We start from the raw sequence: 16,791 nt of genomic DNA, 5'->3' as shown, positions 1-16,791 counted from the left end.
TTTGACCTATCTTAACAACTACTCATCAATTTCTTTGTCAAATTCAATTGGGTTAGATCGCAAGGACAAATTAGTAATAAAATTAGGGTCGTTCGACTGCCTTGATTGCAACCGAAACTGAGAAGGTGTCATATTATATTTTCGCTTAAAGACATCACAAAAATAAGCATTGCTACCAAAACCGCAGCGATGACTAATTTGAAAAACAGAATAATTCGAAAACGTTAAATAATTCAATGCCATCCCCATGCGAACATCTAACAATAATTGGCGAAAAGACACCCCTTCGCGGTTCAAATGGCGGCGCAACGTTGAAGGGGTCGTAAATAACGCTTTCGCAACATCGTCTAAATGCCATTTTTTTTGCGGTTCTTGGGTTATCAAATGGGTGATCGCTTGGTTTTTCGGTTCATCGTAATTGAAACGAAAAAGATTCAGAATATCGATACCTTCTTGATATATCGCCATTAAAATAAAATATAGGCTCTGTTTCATTAACAATGCTTCTTGGGATGCACTCTGTTTTTTTAATGGTAAGCATTGTTTTAGCAAACTAAAGTTATCTCTCACAGTTTCTGGGGGAGAAATATGGTAGATGGGTTGGTGGCTAGTCAGAGGCGCACCGGACTTCATCAATGTTTTCAGTAATAAAAATACCGCTTGTAATTCTTCTGCTGACATCGACAACGTGTGCAACTCAAGCGGCTGCTTCACGGTATTACACACAATATTGCAGGAAACTTGGCTGTATTTAGGAATAATTAAGGTGACATCGCTTTCAATTTCAATGGATTGGCCATTGATCACGATATTTCCTTTCGCGCCAGTTAGCATGGCTATCATCGCGCTTTCAATATAAAACGCTTTTAACACCATCTGGCTTTCTGAAAGAAAGAATTTATATTCCATAATCTCTATAAACTGCTGTTAATGTCAGAATGACTTCCCAAGAAAAGGGATTGTTGAATAGATATAAAGTAATGAAACAAAACATATCAGCTCTATATCAGTGCGGCTGAGAATATAGTCCGGTTGCGTTGAAATCGCAATATAGATATACGCTCATTTTTTACTGTTATTTTGATGGTTGTTATATTTTCTAAATAAAATGCTGTTTAATTGAAAGGCAATTTTCGATATAAGGTGTAGAATCGCGCGGCATACACATGCAGCCTACGACACTGCATAATAATAATGATTTTTGGCGTTCATTCACATCCTACCCTACTTGCATTAGCTTTTACATCACAAATACCCAATTTTGGCTGGGGTATAGCTAAACATGTTCGCGTATTTTTAGTTGACTGAGTTGCAGGAGAAAGTATGTCTGATTTTTCAGGATCAGGCTGGTTAGCTGAAATCTTCTTACGATATGAACTAAAACGTGGCGTCACCCGCTTAACGGATAAACAACATATCGGCCCTTTAATGGTTCAGCGGCCATTCTACCCCGAGCAAGGAATTGCACACACCTATTTACTTCATCCACCCGGTGGCGTTGTCGGGGGGGATAAACTCCTTATTAATATTGATGTTCAACCACACGCCCATGCGTTATTGACCACGCCCGGTGCGACAAAATTTTATCGCAGTGCGGGCGGTATTGCACGACAAGTACAAACATTAACTGTTGCGCCCAATGGGTTCTTAGAATGGCTACCTCAAGAAAATATTTTTTTCCCTGAGGCTCAAGTTCGCTTAGAGACCCACGTTCGAATCGCTAGTTCATCAAAATTTATCAGCTGGGAAATACAATGTTTAGGGCGCCCAGTATTAAACGAGCAATTCGACAACGGTGATATTCGGGGCCGCTTTCAGTTTTATATTGATGACAAACTCACCTTGGCGGAATCCATATTTATCGAAGGTTCGCAAAAACAATCAGCGGTCATGCGTGAATTTCCTATGGTCGGCTCCTTGTATATCTACCCCGCCAGCGATGAGTTAAAAGCTGAACTTCACGAGAGTTTGGCCGTGTTTTTCTCTACGGAAGTGAGACCGCTTGAATATGGGCTAACTGATGTAGACGGCATTTTAGTATTACGGTTATTAGGTTCTCAAACCGAGCCAATGATGGCTTGCTTTGCCCATATTTGGCAGACAACAAGACAATATTGGTTAGGTTATTGCCCAGAACCACCGCGTATTTGGGCAACTTAAACGTTTTTTAGGAGCAAAAAATGGAATTAACCCCAAGAGAAAAAGATAAATTATTGCTTTTTACAGCAGGCCTCGTTGCTGAAAGGCGTTTAGCCCGTGGGCTAAAGCTCAATTACCCTGAAGCCGTCGCGCTGATCAGTTGTGCGATTATGGAAGGCGCACGTGATGGTAAAACTGTCGCCCAATTAATGAGCGAAGGCCGAACCCTGTTAACCGCAGAGCAGGTAATGGAAGGCGTGCCAGAAATGATCAAAGACATCCAAGTGGAATGTACATTTCCTGATGGCACAAAACTGGTTTCTATTCACGACCCGATTGTATAGGTAACAAAATGATCCCCGGTGAAATTAAAGTCAACCACGCTTTGGGTGATATCGAACTAAATGCAGGCCGAGAAACCCAAACGATACAAGTTGCCAACCATGGTGACCGCCCGATTCAAATTGGCTCTCACTATCATTTTTATGAAGTCAACGACGCCCTAAAATTTGAACGCGAAAATACACTCGGTTTTCGTTTGAATATCCCTGCGGGCATGGCAGTACGTTTTGAACCAGGACAAAGCCGCACAGTTGAACTCGTGGCTTTTAGCGGCAAGCGAGAAATATATGGTTTCCATGGCAAAGTCATGGGTAAATTAGAGAGTGAGAATTAATAATGAAAACAATCTCTCGTCAAGCGTATGCAGATATGTTTGGTCCAACAACAGGTGACCGTTTACGCTTAGCTGATACAGAATTATTTCTAGAGATCGAAAAAGATTTCACCACGTATGGTGAAGAGGTCAAATTTGGTGGCGGTAAAGTTATTCGTGACGGCATGGGCCAAAGCCAAGTCACCAGTGACCTGTGTGTCGATGTGCTAATCACCAACGCCATTATTTTAGACCATTGGGGCATTGTTAAAGCGGATATCGGGATCAAAAATGGCCGTATTGCGGGGATTGGTAAAGCAGGTAACCCTGATGTTCAACCCAATGTCGATATTGTTATTGGCCCCGGTACCGAAGTAGTTGCAGGCGAAGGTAAAATTATCACCGCGGGCGGCGTTGATACCCACATCCATTTTATTTGCCCACAACAAGCAGAAGAAGGTCTTGTTTCCGGTGTTACCACCTTTATAGGCGGTGGAACTGGCCCTGTTGCTGGCACCAATGCCACCACCGTCACCCCCGGCATTTGGAATATGTACCGCATGTTAGAAGCCGTTGATGAACTACCGATCAACGTCGGGCTATTTGGTAAAGGCTGCGTCAGTAGGCCCGAAGCGATTCGCGAACAAATTGAAGCGGGTGCCATTGGCTTAAAAATTCACGAGGACTGGGGTGCTACCCCAATGGCTATTCACAACTGCTTGAGTGTGGCTGATGAAATGGATGTGCAAGTGGCTATCCATTCAGATACGTTAAATGAAGGCGGTTTTTATGAAGAAACCGTGAAGGCCATTGCAGGACGAGTGATCCACGTGTTTCATACGGAAGGTGCTGGCGGTGGCCATGCCCCTGACGTGATCAAATCCGTCGGGGAACCGAATATTCTGCCTGCATCGACCAACCCAACTATGCCATACACCATCAATACCGTTGATGAGCACTTGGATATGTTAATGGTTTGCCACCATCTCGACCCATCAATTCCAGAAGATGTGGCTTTTGCGGAATCTCGTATTCGCCGTGAAACCATTGCTGCGGAAGATATTTTGCACGATATGGGCGCAATTTCTGTGATGTCTTCAGACTCACAAGCCATGGGTCGCGTTGGTGAAGTTATCACTCGCACTTGGCAGTGCGCCCATAAAATGAAATTACAGCGCGGAACTTTAGAAGGTGACACACCAGAAAGCGATAATAACCGTATCAAACGTTATGTGGCGAAATACACCATTAACCCCGCTATCGCTCACGGTATCGCCCATGAAGTCGGTTCGATAGAAATAGGCAAGTTAGCTGATATCGTATTATGGGACCCTGCATTTTTTGGCATCAAACCCGCCCTAATTATGAAAGGGGGAATGGTCGCCTATGCGCCAATGGGAGATATTAACGCCGCAATCCCAACACCACAGCCTGTACATTACCGCCCGATGTTTGGAGCATTAGGTAAAGCAAAATACCATACCTCAATGATTTTTATGTCAAAAGCAGGTATTGAAGCAGGTGTCCCTGAAAAATTAGGCTTGCAGAGCCAAATAGGCCGAGTTGAAGGCTGCCGAAACATTAGCAAAGCCTCTATGGTGCACAACAGTTATGTGCCACATATCGAACTTGACCCGCAAACTTATATCGTCAAAGCCGATGGTATCCCACTGGTATGCGAACCTGCGACTGAGTTACCGATGGCACAACGTTACTTTTTATTCTGACCCCTAATTAAAAGAGCCAGAAAATGAAAAAATTTATTAAAGTGGTTGCCCCACAACCCCATTCACCAAGCGCATTAACCCTGTGCTTAACCATGGATGATCGCACCAAAAGCCGTTTAAAAGTTACCTTAAGTGATGGGCAAGAAGCGGGGCTATTTTTGCCACGTGGAACCATCCTGAAAGAAGGCGACGTTTTATCCACTGAAGACGGTGAGTTAGTCACAATCGAAGCCGCGAAAGAGCAAGTTTCTACCGTTTACAGCGATGACGCTCTGTTGCTCGCCCGCGTTTGCTATCACTTAGGCAACCGCCATGTTCCTTTGCAAATTGAAGCGGGTTGGTGCCGTTATTTTCATGACCATGTGTTAGATGATATGGCGCGTGGGTTAGGTGCTACGGTTAGTGTCGGTTTAGAAAAATACCAACCGGAACCGGGGGCTTATGGCGGCTCATCCAGTGGTCATCACCACCATCACGGCCACGATGATCACCATCACTAATCAGGTTCAGGGAGTGTGCCTATGTTAGCAGATCTGCGCTTATACCAGTTAGTTAGTCCTTCTTTACCTGTTGGCTCGTTTACCTATTCACAAGGCTTAGAATGGGCGATTGAAAAAGGTTGGGTAACAACACCCGATACCCTTGCAGGCTGGCTAACCGCACAAATGACGCATGCCATTGCAACATTAGAGCTTCCCGTTTTACGGCAAATTCAGACTTCCCTTTCCCTTGGTGATATTGAAGCGGTGAAATATTGGTGTGAATTTATGATTGCCAGCCGTGAAACCAAAGAACTACGCCAAGAAGAGCGACAACGAGGAATTGCTTTTGCACGGTTGCTGCCTCAACTAGGCATTGAACTGGATGCTAACCTGCAAACCTGCGTGAAACAAACCCAGCTAATGGCCTTCGCCCTCGCCGCGGTAAATTGGCAAATTGACGTTGAAAAATTGTGCACCGCGTATGCATGGGGTTGGCTAGAAAACACGGTGATGTCCGGTGTTAAGCTTATCCCTTTAGGGCAAAGCGCGGGGCAAAATATTTTATTTACCCTTGCTGAGCGCATACCCGAAGTGGTTGCGCAATCGGCAATCTGGCCATTAGACGATATTGGTAGTTTTACACCTGCACAAATTATTGCCAGTAGTCGGCATGAAACCCAATACACACGACTTTTTCGTTCATGAGAAAATGCTATGCAAGAATATAATCAACCCTTAAGAATTGGTGTCGGTGGGCCGGTTGGCTCAGGAAAAACCGCATTATTAGAAGTGTTATGTAAAGCCATGCGCGACACTTACCAAATTGCCGTTGTCACCAATGATATTTACACCCAAGAAGATGCCAAAATTTTAACCCGTGCCGAAGCACTAGATGCAGACCGCATTATTGGTGTTGAAACTGGCGGCTGCCCTCATACCGCTATTCGTGAAGATGCATCAATGAATTTAGCGGCAGTTGAAGAGTTAGCCATCCGCCATAAAAATCTTGATATCGTATTTGTGGAAAGCGGCGGCGATAACCTCAGCGCGACGTTTAGCCCAGAGCTGGCAGACTTAACCATTTATGTTATTGATGTTGCTGAAGGCGAAAAAATTCCACGTAAAGGTGGGCCAGGGATCACCCATTCCGATTTACTGGTGATAAACAAAATTGACCTTGCTCCGTATGTCGGCGCTTCATTAGAAGTGATGGAAGCCGATACCGCAAGAATGCGACCAGTAAAGCCCTATGTGTTTACTAACTTAAAGAAAAAAGTCGGCTTAGAGACCATTATCGAATTTATCATCGATAAAGGCATGTTAAGACGTTAATAAATTTGGACGCCCTATAGGTTTTATCTATAGGGCGTTTTCAATTAACAAATACGGGGTAAAGGCTCGCTGTGAGGCAAATCTAATAACCTTGATGTACCGAAGATCCCAACTAATTTGACTTGTTTTTGCTCAGTCACACAGCCAATCGTGGCTGCATCTTTCCCTAATGGGTGTTGGTGTAGTGCAGCAAGCACTGCATTTTCCGCTTCAGGTTTCACCACAATCACTAGTTTACCTTCATTGGCAAAGTTTAACGGCTCTAAACCCAATAGCTCGCACACGCCCCTAACTGCAGAAGAAACTGGTAAATCCCCCTCATTTACGGCAATTCCATAACCACTGGCTTGGGCAAATTCATGTAAGATTGCCGTTACGCCACCACGAGTTGCGTCTCGTAATGCCCGAATGCCGTCAATTTCACGCAGCGGAGCTATCAATGGCGTTAATACCGCACAATCACTGCAAAGCTCCGCTTCTAACCCGAGTTGTTCGCGCAGGTTTAAGATAGTCGCGCCGTGATCACCCAACGTACCGCTAACAATCACTTTATCCCCCGCTTGAATATGCTGAGCTCCCCACTGGATATTGGACGGGATCACGCCAATACCTGCCGTATTGATAAAGATTTTATCTGCAGCCCCGCGCTGCACTACCTTGGTATCGCCTGTCACAATATCCACACCGGCCGCTTTTGCCGTTGCCGCCATAGATTCGACAATGACCTGCAATTCAGTCAGGGAAAAACCTTCTTCCAAGATAAAACCGCAAGAAAGATATTTGGGGGTAGCCCCACTAACTGCAACGTCATTCACTGTGCCGCAAACGGCTATTTTACCAATATTGCCTCCCGGGAAAAAAATCGGGTCGATGACATAGCTATCGGTACTGAATGCCAAACGGTCACCCAATGCTGTCATTTCGGACAATGCTAGCCGAGCTTGGTCTTCTCGCTCATTCAACGCTGGGTTTGCAAACGCCTGCAAAAACAACTGTTCAATCAATTGCTGCATCGCCTGCCCACCACTTCCGTGGGCCATCGTCACCACATTGTTAGCATCACGACTCATTTATGCCTCCCGACGATATTGGTAATAAGCTGCACAGGCACCTTCAGAAGAAACCATTAATGCGCCAAAAGCCGTTTGTGGCGTACAACGGCGCCCAAACAACGTACATTCGTTCGGTTTACAGCGCCCTGTTAACACCTCACCGCAACGTGCTTGCGGGTCATCCGCCACTTTATGGGGTTGTACCTGAAAACGCTTCTCAGCATCAAAAAATTGGTAAGCTTGAGTTAATTGAACCCCTGAACCTGCAATTTCCCCCAACCCGCGCCATTCACTGGTTTGTTTAAGTTCAAAAACTTCCTCTAACGCTTTAAGTGCCAACAGGTTACCTTCATCGGCCACAACGCGTTTATATTGGTTTTCTACCTCACAACGACCATCAGCGATTTGGTCAACTAGCATGGCTAACGACTGCAAAATATCTAAGGGTTCGAACCCTGTGACCACCAAGGGTTTATGGAAGTCTTCGCTAATAAACTGGTAGGGATGCGCCCCGATTACCATACTCACGTGTCCTGGTGCTAAAAAGCCGTCAATACGGACATCCGGTTGCTCAAGTAAGCTACGCAAGGTAGGAATGATCGTAATGTGCTGGCAAAATACACTAAAATTTGCTAATTGGCGTCGCTTCGCCTGCTGCAAGGTAATTGCCGTACTCGGCATTGTGGTTTCAAAGCCTAAGCCAAAGAAAACCACTTGGCGATGGGGATGCTGCTCTGCCAATGCCAAGGCATCTAGCGGTGAATAAACGATGCGGACATCCGCTCCATTACGCTTGGCGTCAAGTAAAGAGCCCTTTTCCCCCGGAACACGCATTGCATCGCCATAAGTACAAAAGATAACCTCAGGGTGCTGTGCAATTTCAATACAACTATCAATTCGTCCCATTGGCAAAACGCACACAGGGCAACCGGGCCCATGAACAAATTCAATGTCAGTGGGTAATAACTGGTCAATACCAAATTTAAAAATCGCGTGGGTGTGGCCACCACAGACTTCCATGAGTTGTAATGGGCGTCGTTTCGCTTGGGGTATTTCATTCACCCGTTGATGAATATGCGCCAACAGCGCTTTTGCAAGAACAGGGTCGCGAAATTCATCGACGTACTGCATCTGCCGCTCCTGCATTTAAACCACTAAAATCGCTGACCTCGTGGTCTAGCTGGCTCATCGCGGTTAACGCATCCAAGGTAGATTGCGCTTCTTCTTCATTGATGATACTCATGGCAAACCCGACGTGTACCAATACCCATTGGCCTAATAAATCGGCGGTTTCCCCTTCACAAATGAGGCCAATATTCACATCGCGTTTTACACCACAAACATCCACTTGAGCGAGTTGGTGAATGTCTTCACCAACTGCCACTATTTTGCCCGGAATGCCTAAGCACATAGCTGTGTCTCCAACCATGCCAGCCATGCATCCATCCCTTCGCCGCGTGTCGCAGAAACTTGGATAACTTGGATATTGGGGTTCACTTGCTTAGCATTGGCGATACAAGCATCAACATCAAAATTCAGGTATGGCAGTAAGTCGATTTTGTTCAATAACATGATATCTGCTGCCGCAAACATATGTGGATATTTGAGAGGCTTATCTTCCCCTTCCGTGACTGACAGTACCGCTACTTTATGGCGTTCCCCTAAGTCAAAACTGGCAGGGCACACGAGATTCCCGACATTTTCAATAAATAACAAACTGTTATCGGCTAACTCTAAACGTGCTGTTGCATCGTGGACCATTTGTGCATCTAAGTGACAGCCTTTTCCTGTGTTCACTTGAATCGCAGGCACACCCGTTTCGCGGATCCGTTGTGCATCATTAGTGGTTTGTTGGTCACCTTCAATCACTGCGCAATTAATTCTGTCACGCAGTCTTAACAACGTTTCTGTCAACAAGGTGGTTTTTCCTGAACCGGGGCTAGAAACGAGGTTTAGCGCTAAAATATTCTTCTGGCAAAAATCCTTACGGTTATGTTCCGCCAGATGGTTATTTTTATCTAACACATCCATCTCAATTTGTAGCATGCGTTTTTGGCTAATCCCCGGTGCATGGGTACCTGCTTCACCGTGGCCATAATCAAGGTCATGGTGTTCCCCAGCTGGTTTAAAACTTGCCTCAGCCGTTTGATAAATATGTTTATGCTTATGTTTGTGTTTATGCTTTTTAGACTTGCTTTCAGCAGGTGCGGGTTCATATTGGTGATAATGGTTGTGGACATCACCTTGATGATAATAATGGTGATGAATGATCACCGTTTGCCCATTAGGTTCATGATCATGGTGATGGTCGTGATCATGATTGTTGTGACCTTGGTGGTGATCATGGCCGTGATGGTGGTCATGGTGATGATCGTGGTCATCCCCCTCAATTTTGCGCTCTCCCGACGCACATCCACAAGTACTACACATAAGTTTCACTCCCAACCGCTAAATTGTTAAATTAGATTAATACATAGTCCATTGAGTCTAGTTGATACACCTCAAGCTCAGCTCAAAAAGCTACTCCACTTCCAACTCTTTGATGCGCAAACTATCCCCACTTTCCACTTTCAGGTTCAACCCCTGACAGCATGGACAAACCGATTGGTGGCTGTCTATTTCCACTATTTCACTGCAATCCCAACACCATGCTTGTGCGGGCTGGTAAATAATGTGGAGCTGGCAGCCTTCTGCAACCGTCCCTCGGCAAACGACATCAAAACTGAAGCGAAACGCACTCTCTTCAACACAAGAGAGTGCGCCGATTTCAAGCCAAACACCTGTGACTCGGTTAACTGCATTTTTTTTCGCCTGCTGTTCAATAATTTCTATCGTACTTTGGCATAACGAAACCTCATGCATCCTGCCCCCTTAAGTGGCGGGCAAACAATGCTCTACGTTCAGGTGCTTGAGGAATATTCGGGTCACTAACTGGGAGCGATAACAATATTCGCTGGCAATCATCCGTTAGGTGAATACCTTGTTCTGGTGTCATTTTTTTTTCTAATGGCGACATTAATGAGCAAGCAAAATATTGAGTTAAGCCGTCTAATTCACCTACGGTATAAGTCATTTCACCATAGGGGAGGATTAACCCAACCTTGTCACCGACCACGCGGCGAGGCCAATATTGCTCAGGCCCCGGTAGAATAATCGCGCTGAGCATCCATGGCGTAATCACCGCACCCACCCATTGCCCTTCAAACAGGGCAAAATCACTGGCGTGCACAGGCATCGTTGGATGCAAAAATGACAAATCATGCATCGATTGTTCAGCAACGCGCGTAAATGCGGCCTCAACCTGAGGCCGAGGGTTAGTTTCATAACCTAATATGTCATCCGGCATGCAAACTCTCTTCTTTCGCTATGATTTCCAAGCCTTCGCTTCGCAAAACCTCAATAACCTTTTGTAAAGCTGGCTCTAAAGCGGCCAGCCCTGTTGCCGTCAAACCGATATGCGGCTCGAGGGATTCAGGCACAACGCCAACTAATGTTAGCCGCTGTGGGAATTCATCGGTTAAATGCAAAGCGGATAGCACATCTGATAAACCGAGTTGATGTGGGGAAATTTTACGTGTAAACAGCGCAGGGACTTCGTCATCACGCAAGACTAAAATCGAGCCAGCCTTCTGGCTCGATAACACAACATCGGCAATGATCAAATGGTCTCTATCTGCCATTGGGCCAATTAGCTCCATTCCAGCAGTTCCACCATCAAGCACTTCTACGCATTCAGGTAGGTGATAGCGCTGTTCTAAAGCCTCAACGATGCGTACCCCAATCCCTTCATCGCTCAACAGTATATTGCCAACACCTAAGACTAAAATACGCATTACAGCACCTTAACCTTAGTGACTTCGCCACCTTCAGGGTCAACAATGTGCACTGCACAAGACATACAAGGGTCAAATGAGTGAATGGTCCGCACCACTTCAAGAGGTTTAGATGGGTCAGCGACAGGAGTTCCTACCAATGCTTGCTCATAAGGGCCTGGCTCATCATTGAAATTACGTGGGCCTGAGTTCCAAGTCGATGGCACTACCGCTTGGTAATTTTCAATTTTACCGTCTTTGATCACGACCCAGTGAGATAATAAACCTCGAGGTACTTCACCAAAACCGACACCTTTAATGGTGGCATTTTCTGGGAATACGGGTTTTACAAAGGTGGTGTGATCCCCTTTTGCGATATTGTCCACCAGCGCTTGCCATTGAATTGACAAGGTTTCATTCAGTACACAGCAGCGAACACTACGCCCGATAATCCGCCCCAATGTGGAATGCAGTTGGTCCACACTAATATTGTTACCTGTCAATGTTTGATACAGGTTTACCACATCATTAAAGTGTTTTTCTGTCGGTTCATGTTTTGCCGCTAATTTACACAACAAATCAGCGAGCGGCCCGACTTCAACGGTTTTATCATAGAAAGTAGGTGCTTTTACCCATGAATATTTACCGTCATCATCCCAACCGGTGTAATCCGGGTTCGTAGTACCTTCCCACGGTGCTTGTGGCTCATTTTCTTTGTACCATGCATGTTTGCTACTTTCTTTGATGCCGTTGATCAAATACTCATCTGTATGGCTAGTAATGGGGCGATAAGTACTAAAGTCACTGTTCTCTAGATACCCGCCAGGTAATAGAAAACTCCCATTTTTACCGTCCATTGGCATTTCAGGCATACACATGTAATGTTTCGCACCTTGACCGACTTCGAGCCATTCAGGGTAGCCTGCTGCAATCACCGCTGCGTCAATCTTATACACTTGCTCGATAAAATCCCCTAAACGGTCAATAAAGGATTTTACATACATCAAGCGTTCAAGGTTCAGAACCCCAACACCATCAAGGTTGATAGGGTTTGCGACACCACCAACAGCAAGGTTTTGAATATGCGGCGTTTTACCTCCTAATAACGCCACAATACGGTTAGCATCACGCTGACATTCGAGGGCTTGTAAGTAGTGAGCTACAGCAATTAAGTTCACCTCAGGCGATAGTTTCATCGCTGGGTGCCCCCAATATCCATTAGCAAAAATACCCAATTGCCCACTGGCAACCAGTTTTTTAATTTTATCTTGAACTCGCGTGAACTCTTCTGGGCTATTCAGTGGCCACGTCGAAACGCCTCTCAAAATTTCTGCCGCTTTATTTGGGTCTGCATTCAGCGCAGAGGTGATATCCACCCAATCTAACGCCGATAATTGATAAAAATGGACAATATGGTCTTGAATAGTATGCGCGGCTAAAATCATATTACGGATATACTGCGCATTCACTGGCACATCAATATTTAAGGCGCTCTCAATCGTGCGTACCGACACAATACCGTGCACTGTGGTACAAACCCCACAAATACGCTGCATGATCATCCATGCATCACGAGGGTCTTTTCCTTTGACTATCTCTTCCATACCACGCCACATCGTGCCTGAAGCCCAAGCCTTGGTGACTTTTCCATCTTCAATTTCACAATCAATGCGTAAGTGACCTTCGATACGAGTGACTGGGTCTATTGTTATACGTTGGCTCATGCTTTACCTCGGGCCTCTGAATGGCTCATCGTTGTTTTTTTCAATGCTGGAATAACAGGTAATAAGCGGATCAATAAGATATAAGCGCATACCTCTATTGCCACGAAACCTATTGAAATTAAAAGTTCTTCTGTTGTTGGGAAGTAGTCGTATCCGCCCCCTGGGTTGAATGCAACGAGGGAATAGCTCATCCGCCACATTGCAGCACCAATCAACATGCTTAAACCGCTTGCATATAACCACCGTGAATCATTCCTCAGTGATGGCATGCGGAAAATAACCAATGGGAAAACCATTAATGCGGTTTCTATCCAAAACATCATGGCGTAGAAATCGGTATTGAAGATATGGTGCAACTTATCTCGATAAATCAGCTCACCAAAACGACAGACCAAAAACAGCACTAACAGTACCTGCAAGATCCGAGTGATACGAACAAACAATGGCCGTTCATCAGCACCCTGCCCACGTAATGCGGCTTGAAGTAATGACCCTTCAAAAATGACGATAGAAAAGCCCATAATAAATGCGGTCAACAATGAGAGTAGAGGTAGCATTTCATAGCTTTGCCAAATAGGATGGACTTTATATCCTGCTGAAATCATCAATGACCCCATTGATGACTGGTGCATCATCGGCAATAACGCCCCTAGCGCAATGATAAAAAACATCACTTTATTTAAGCGTTTTAATGAAACCTTCCAACCAAAACGTTCACACAGTGCAGGAGCAAATTCCAGTGCCATCACACCAATATAAATCGTCATACACACTGCCGTTTCAAATAGCACCGAATTGGTGTTAAAGAAACCGGGGATGTAAAAGTAAGGCAAGTTCCAGTAACGACCTACGTCAATGGTAATGGATAAACCACCGAGGGAGTAACCGAACAAACTGGCTAATAACGCAGGGCGCACTAACGGGTGATATTCACCGCGATTAAATACATACACCGCCCAAGCCAGCGCCCAACCACCACAAGCAAAACCGGTACCAATTAGTAAGTCAAAAGCAATCCAGATCCCCCAAGGATAGCCACCATTTAGGTCAGAAACTGAGCCTAAGCCGAAGACCAAACGTTTAACAATCAAGATGACACAAATCAGCACTAATGGCCCAAATACCATAATTGGCCAACTGACTAAACGCCCGCCTAACGGCTGCTCTTTATGATGCGTCGTCATTTGAGTCGTCTCCTTCGTGTTTATCATTCTTGGTATTGCGATACACCAAGAAACTCAACCCTGCCAACGCCGCGAGCGGCAATACCATCCCTTTATAAAGGGTGTGCTGGACATATTCAGAACGAGCCCCAGTAGACAACTGCTCCAATTCAGGCAACCCAAGATTTTGATAGGGCACACCTGAAAGAACAATGACTTGTGTACCACCGCCTTCAAGTTCTCCATAAACATGAGCCTCATATTTCGGCACTTTAATCACATTCGGGTCATTGCTATGTAAGGTTTGTCTTGGGTAACCGTACTCATCCCCCACTTTGAGTGTTAAGCGTTTTTTGGCTTCCGCGAGCAATTCTTCCCGCGTCCCGAAAATTACCGCTCCCGTTGGGCAAACTTCGACACAACCGGGCAAGCCACCCTTGTCTAAACGTTCGACACCTTTTTGGTTGCATAACTCGCATTTATGAATCGCACCAAATTTGTCATCGTAAGCATATTTCGGAATATTAAAGGGACACGCCACCATGCAATAGCGGCAGCCAGTACATACGCTGGCATCGTAATGAACAATGCCGGTTTTTGGGTCTTTTTTCAGCGCTTGAACAGGGCAAACCGACACGCAATTAGGGTCAACACAGTGCATACACTGCTTTTTAATGTAGGCATAGCCATCTTTTTCTTGGTCTTTATGAACGCCTGTTCCACTGCTCCAAACCTGAATAATATTGTTGGTATAAGGGGTGAGTTTGTCATTATTTGACCAAGTTTGTTCCCCGACCGGGTTACGTTCTGGGTGGTTAATATCTTGGCATTTTGTCACGCACGCCTGACACCCAATACACAGGGTCGAGTCATATAGCATCCCTAAAGAATTAGGAATTGACGGGCGGTTTTCAGGCCCCGCCAAACTGGGTGAACTTCCCGCAAGTAATGCTCCCCCTGCGGAGAGTTTAAGAAAATTTCGTCTATTCACGGTTATTCTCCCCGTGAGTCAGTATCTTGTTGGCGTTTTTGACGACCTAATTCACGTACTGCCATCACGCTAACTCCAGCCACTAACCCGACAACACCACCAATTAACCCCACAGCTGTAGATGAAATTTGGCCACCTTCGCGATTATTGACATCCGGTTTATCCACCCGTGGTGTTGGGTTTTCCACGCTCGCCAACTGATGTATCGCTTTGTGAAAGCCGACATTTTCCTCATTACAGCCATAACAAGGGTGACCAATCGCCACAGGCCAAACACCACCGACATCACAGAATTGCAATGTGGAACAGTTCCCGTAAGTTTCAGGCCCCTTACAGCCTAAATGGTATAAACACCAACCTTCACGATGACCATCATCACCGAACTCTTTTGCGAAGCGGCCCGCATCAAAATGAGGGCGACGTTCGCAGTGTTCATGAATTAATCGACCGTACGCGAACATTGGGCGATTTTTGCTATCCAGTTTTGGTGGACGATTAAACGTAATTAAGTGCGCGACCGTCGCAAGGAAGTTATGTGGATTAGGCGGGCAACCTGGAATATTGATAACGGTTTTATCTTTAATGACTTGATCTAAACCCACGGCTCCTGTTGGGTTATCTCCTGCCGCAGCAACACCGCCCCACGAAGCACAAGAACCAATCGCAATCACGGCCGCGGCGTGTTCAGCCACTTCACGAATATGCTCAACAATCGGTTTCCCCGCCACCATGCAATAAATACCGTTATCTTTTAGTGGGATAGAACCATCGACGACTAAAACATATTTTCCTTTGTACTTTTCAATTGCATCATGTTTATTTTGCTCAACTTGCTCACCAAAGGCGGCAGACAACACCTCGTGGTATTCCAATGAAATAGTATCGAGAATTAAATTTTCCAAAGTTGGATGGGTTGAACACAGCAAAGATTCCGTACACCCCGTACACTCTTGGGCACCAATCCAAATGACAGGAGGTCGAGCTGGATCACTAATAGATTCAGCTATTTGGGCAGCAGCCTTCCCGCTTAATCCCATTGTCGCTGCTAATGCTGTACATAACTTCATAAAATCACGGCGGTTAATGCCATGCGAAGAAATAATAGAGTTATCTCCTATCATTCTTTTTTCCTATTATTATGGGTGGCTTAAAACCTATTCATTAGAAGGAAATTTTTGTTTATTATCTTAAGGTTATAAATACCACAAGGCCCTATACACAAATGATGCATACGCTTTTTGTTTGTATTTATCTATTTAAGAAGCAAACAAAACCAACTCTAATGAAATAAATTCTTATTTAAGTAACCTGATGCATAAATATAAAATAAGATCCTATTCCTACCGCTCCTAAATCATTTGATCTTCATCAATAGGCAATAAGAAATTTTATTTTTTTTATATATTTGCTAGAAAAATCGATTCAGTAACCTGTGTTAAAACAAGAGGGAAAATATAAAAAAATAGATTTGATTTTCAATACTGCGTTATACATCACATCATTTAAAATAAAAAACCATTTATTTTTCATTATGATACTTAGATTCATTATCGTAATATAATTAATTAAGCAGAATAGGTGTATTAATAACAATCCAACTATTAATATAAAAACAAATATGTTAAATAAGAATCAATATCAAAAAGACAATATATTCTATTAAAATGAAAAGCTGAAAAATAGGTAGATATACAATCCTATAAATATAATACTG

The 16,791-nt window shown here is 44.7% G+C and carries 19 protein-coding genes; 7 read left to right on the top strand and 12 right to left on the bottom strand.

Going from position 1 to position 16,791, the window contains the following annotated elements:
* Window positions 1–18 precede the first annotated feature (18 nt).
* Window positions 19–909, bottom strand: a complete 891-nt coding sequence (locus PSE83_RS16115) for an AraC family transcriptional regulator (protein WP_004257901.1) — start codon at window positions 907–909, stop codon at window positions 19–21.
* Between the two features lie 414 nt (window positions 910–1,323).
* On the opposite strand from PSE83_RS16115, the gene PSE83_RS16110 reads away from it, so the two are divergent.
* Genes PSE83_RS16110 through ureG form a run of 7 tightly spaced genes read left to right on the top strand, consistent with a single transcriptional unit; the run spans window position 1,324 to window position 6,335 of the window.
* A complete protein-coding gene (locus tag PSE83_RS16110) occupies window positions 1,324–2,160 on the top strand; it encodes an urease accessory protein UreD (protein WP_004257903.1) in 837 nt (278 codons plus the stop codon).
* 20 nt (window positions 2,161–2,180) lie between these two features.
* Complete coding sequence (locus PSE83_RS16105) at window positions 2,181–2,483, top strand: urease subunit gamma (protein ID WP_004257904.1); 303 nt, start codon at window positions 2,181–2,183, stop codon at window positions 2,481–2,483.
* Window positions 2,484–2,491: 8 nt separating this feature from the next.
* Complete coding sequence (locus PSE83_RS16100) at window positions 2,492–2,815, top strand: urease subunit beta (RefSeq protein ID WP_004257906.1); 324 nt, start codon at window positions 2,492–2,494, stop codon at window positions 2,813–2,815.
* A 2-nt stretch (window positions 2,816–2,817) separates the two neighbouring features.
* Entirely contained in the window at window positions 2,818–4,521 is a 1,704-nt protein-coding gene (ureC, locus tag PSE83_RS16095) for an urease subunit alpha (RefSeq protein ID WP_004257909.1), read from the top strand.
* Window positions 4,522–4,544: 23 nt separating this feature from the next.
* Complete coding sequence (ureE, locus tag PSE83_RS16090) at window positions 4,545–5,021, top strand: urease accessory protein UreE (RefSeq protein WP_164565472.1); 477 nt, start codon at window positions 4,545–4,547, stop codon at window positions 5,019–5,021.
* Window positions 5,022–5,042: 21 nt separating this feature from the next.
* A complete protein-coding gene (locus PSE83_RS16085; RefSeq protein WP_112307492.1) occupies window positions 5,043–5,708 on the top strand; it encodes an urease accessory protein UreF in 666 nt (221 codons plus the stop codon).
* 9 nt (window positions 5,709–5,717) lie between these two features.
* Window positions 5,718–6,335 (top strand): urease accessory protein UreG, encoded by a 618-nt coding sequence (ureG, locus tag PSE83_RS16080; protein ID WP_004257918.1) that lies wholly within the window; start codon window positions 5,718–5,720, stop codon window positions 6,333–6,335.
* Window positions 6,336–6,379: 44 nt separating this feature from the next.
* Here the strand turns inward: ureG and hypE are convergent, their stop codons facing one another.
* The 11 genes from hypE to hybO form a co-directional block, all read right to left on the bottom strand.
* On the bottom strand, window positions 6,380–7,405 hold the full coding sequence (gene hypE / locus PSE83_RS16075) for a hydrogenase expression/formation protein HypE (protein ID WP_094961068.1): 1,026 nt from the start codon (window positions 7,403–7,405) through the stop codon (window positions 6,380–6,382).
* On the bottom strand, window positions 7,406–8,518 hold the full coding sequence (hypD, locus tag PSE83_RS16070) for a hydrogenase formation protein HypD (RefSeq protein WP_164565473.1): 1,113 nt from the start codon (window positions 8,516–8,518) through the stop codon (window positions 7,406–7,408). It lies immediately after the preceding gene.
* Window positions 8,502–8,798: a hydrogenase maturation factor HybG gene (hybG, locus tag PSE83_RS16065; protein ID WP_004257928.1), complete on the bottom strand. Its 297-nt coding sequence runs from the start codon at window positions 8,796–8,798 to the stop codon at window positions 8,502–8,504. The genes hypD and hybG overlap by 17 nt, the downstream gene beginning before the upstream one ends.
* Complete coding sequence (hypB, locus tag PSE83_RS16060; RefSeq protein ID WP_004257932.1) at window positions 8,789–9,817, bottom strand: hydrogenase nickel incorporation protein HypB; 1,029 nt, start codon at window positions 9,815–9,817, stop codon at window positions 8,789–8,791. Before hypB ends, hybG begins: the two co-directional genes overlap by 10 nt.
* A 90-nt stretch (window positions 9,818–9,907) precedes the next feature.
* Window positions 9,908–10,249, bottom strand: coding sequence for a hydrogenase maturation nickel metallochaperone HypA (gene hypA / locus PSE83_RS16055; protein WP_004257935.1), 342 nt, complete (start codon window positions 10,247–10,249; stop codon window positions 9,908–9,910).
* Window positions 10,242–10,733, bottom strand: coding sequence for a hydrogenase-2 assembly chaperone (gene hybE / locus PSE83_RS16050; RefSeq protein ID WP_272660980.1), 492 nt, complete (start codon window positions 10,731–10,733; stop codon window positions 10,242–10,244). Before hybE ends, hypA begins: the two co-directional genes overlap by 8 nt.
* A complete protein-coding gene (locus PSE83_RS16045) occupies window positions 10,723–11,220 on the bottom strand; it encodes a HyaD/HybD family hydrogenase maturation endopeptidase (protein ID WP_004257940.1) in 498 nt (165 codons plus the stop codon). Before PSE83_RS16045 ends, hybE begins: the two co-directional genes overlap by 11 nt.
* The gene (gene hybC / locus PSE83_RS16040) at window positions 11,220–12,923 is read right to left on the bottom strand and encodes a hydrogenase 2 large subunit (RefSeq protein WP_136135469.1); all 1,704 of its coding nucleotides are present in this window, start codon (window positions 12,921–12,923) and stop codon (window positions 11,220–11,222) included. The genes PSE83_RS16045 and hybC overlap by 1 nt, the downstream gene beginning before the upstream one ends.
* The gene (gene hybB / locus PSE83_RS16035; protein ID WP_004257947.1) at window positions 12,920–14,107 is read right to left on the bottom strand and encodes a Ni/Fe-hydrogenase cytochrome b subunit; all 1,188 of its coding nucleotides are present in this window, start codon (window positions 14,105–14,107) and stop codon (window positions 12,920–12,922) included. The genes hybC and hybB overlap by 4 nt, the downstream gene beginning before the upstream one ends.
* Window positions 14,091–15,077 carry a hydrogenase 2 operon protein HybA gene (hybA, locus tag PSE83_RS16030; RefSeq protein WP_164565474.1) on the bottom strand — a complete coding sequence of 329 codons (987 nt, stop codon included), beginning with the start codon at window positions 15,075–15,077 and terminating at the stop codon, window positions 14,091–14,093. Before hybA ends, hybB begins: the two co-directional genes overlap by 17 nt.
* Window positions 15,078–15,079: 2 nt before the next feature.
* On the bottom strand, window positions 15,080–16,198 hold the full coding sequence (gene hybO / locus PSE83_RS16025; RefSeq protein ID WP_004257951.1) for a hydrogenase 2 small subunit: 1,119 nt from the start codon (window positions 16,196–16,198) through the stop codon (window positions 15,080–15,082).
* Window positions 16,199–16,791: the final 593 nt, after the last annotated feature.

Origin of the sequence: Providencia sp. PROV150 (genome assembly GCF_028481025.1) — a bacterium.
GTDB lineage: Bacteria > Pseudomonadota > Gammaproteobacteria > Enterobacterales > Enterobacteriaceae > Providencia > Providencia hangzhouensis.
The sequence above is the reverse complement of the archived record's forward strand: the minus strand, read 5'-3'. Positions and strand labels throughout refer to the sequence as shown.

Bases quoted from the DNA above. Each gene is read 5' to 3' on its own strand.
- PSE83_RS16115 (WP_004257901.1), bottom strand. From the start codon at position 909: ATGGAATATAAATTCTTTCTTTCAGAAAGCCAGATGGTGTTAAAAGCG.
- PSE83_RS16110 (WP_004257903.1), top strand. From the start codon at position 1,324: ATGTCTGATTTTTCAGGATCAGGCTGGTTAGCTGAAATCTTCTTACGA.
- PSE83_RS16105 (WP_004257904.1), top strand. From the start codon at position 2,181: ATGGAATTAACCCCAAGAGAAAAAGATAAATTATTGCTTTTTACAGCA.
- PSE83_RS16100 (WP_004257906.1), top strand. From the start codon at position 2,492: ATGATCCCCGGTGAAATTAAAGTCAACCACGCTTTGGGTGATATCGAA.
- ureC (WP_004257909.1), top strand. From the start codon at position 2,818: ATGAAAACAATCTCTCGTCAAGCGTATGCAGATATGTTTGGTCCAACA.
- ureE (WP_164565472.1), top strand. From the start codon at position 4,545: ATGAAAAAATTTATTAAAGTGGTTGCCCCACAACCCCATTCACCAAGC.
- PSE83_RS16085 (WP_112307492.1), top strand. From the start codon at position 5,043: ATGTTAGCAGATCTGCGCTTATACCAGTTAGTTAGTCCTTCTTTACCT.
- ureG (WP_004257918.1), top strand. From the start codon at position 5,718: ATGCAAGAATATAATCAACCCTTAAGAATTGGTGTCGGTGGGCCGGTT.
- hypE (WP_094961068.1), bottom strand. From the start codon at position 7,405: ATGAGTCGTGATGCTAACAATGTGGTGACGATGGCCCACGGAAGTGGT.
- hypD (WP_164565473.1), bottom strand. From the start codon at position 8,518: ATGCAGTACGTCGATGAATTTCGCGACCCTGTTCTTGCAAAAGCGCTG.
- hybG (WP_004257928.1), bottom strand. From the start codon at position 8,798: ATGTGCTTAGGCATTCCGGGCAAAATAGTGGCAGTTGGTGAAGACATT.
- hypB (WP_004257932.1), bottom strand. From the start codon at position 9,817: ATGTGTAGTACTTGTGGATGTGCGTCGGGAGAGCGCAAAATTGAGGGG.
- hypA (WP_004257935.1), bottom strand. From the start codon at position 10,249: ATGCATGAGGTTTCGTTATGCCAAAGTACGATAGAAATTATTGAACAG.
- hybE (WP_272660980.1), bottom strand. From the start codon at position 10,733: ATGCCGGATGACATATTAGGTTATGAAACTAACCCTCGGCCTCAGGTT.
- PSE83_RS16045 (WP_004257940.1), bottom strand. From the start codon at position 11,220: ATGCGTATTTTAGTCTTAGGTGTTGGCAATATACTGTTGAGCGATGAA.
- hybC (WP_136135469.1), bottom strand. From the start codon at position 12,923: ATGAGCCAACGTATAACAATAGACCCAGTCACTCGTATCGAAGGTCAC.
- hybB (WP_004257947.1), bottom strand. From the start codon at position 14,107: ATGACGACGCATCATAAAGAGCAGCCGTTAGGCGGGCGTTTAGTCAGT.
- hybO (WP_004257951.1), bottom strand. From the start codon at position 16,198: ATGATAGGAGATAACTCTATTATTTCTTCGCATGGCATTAACCGCCGT.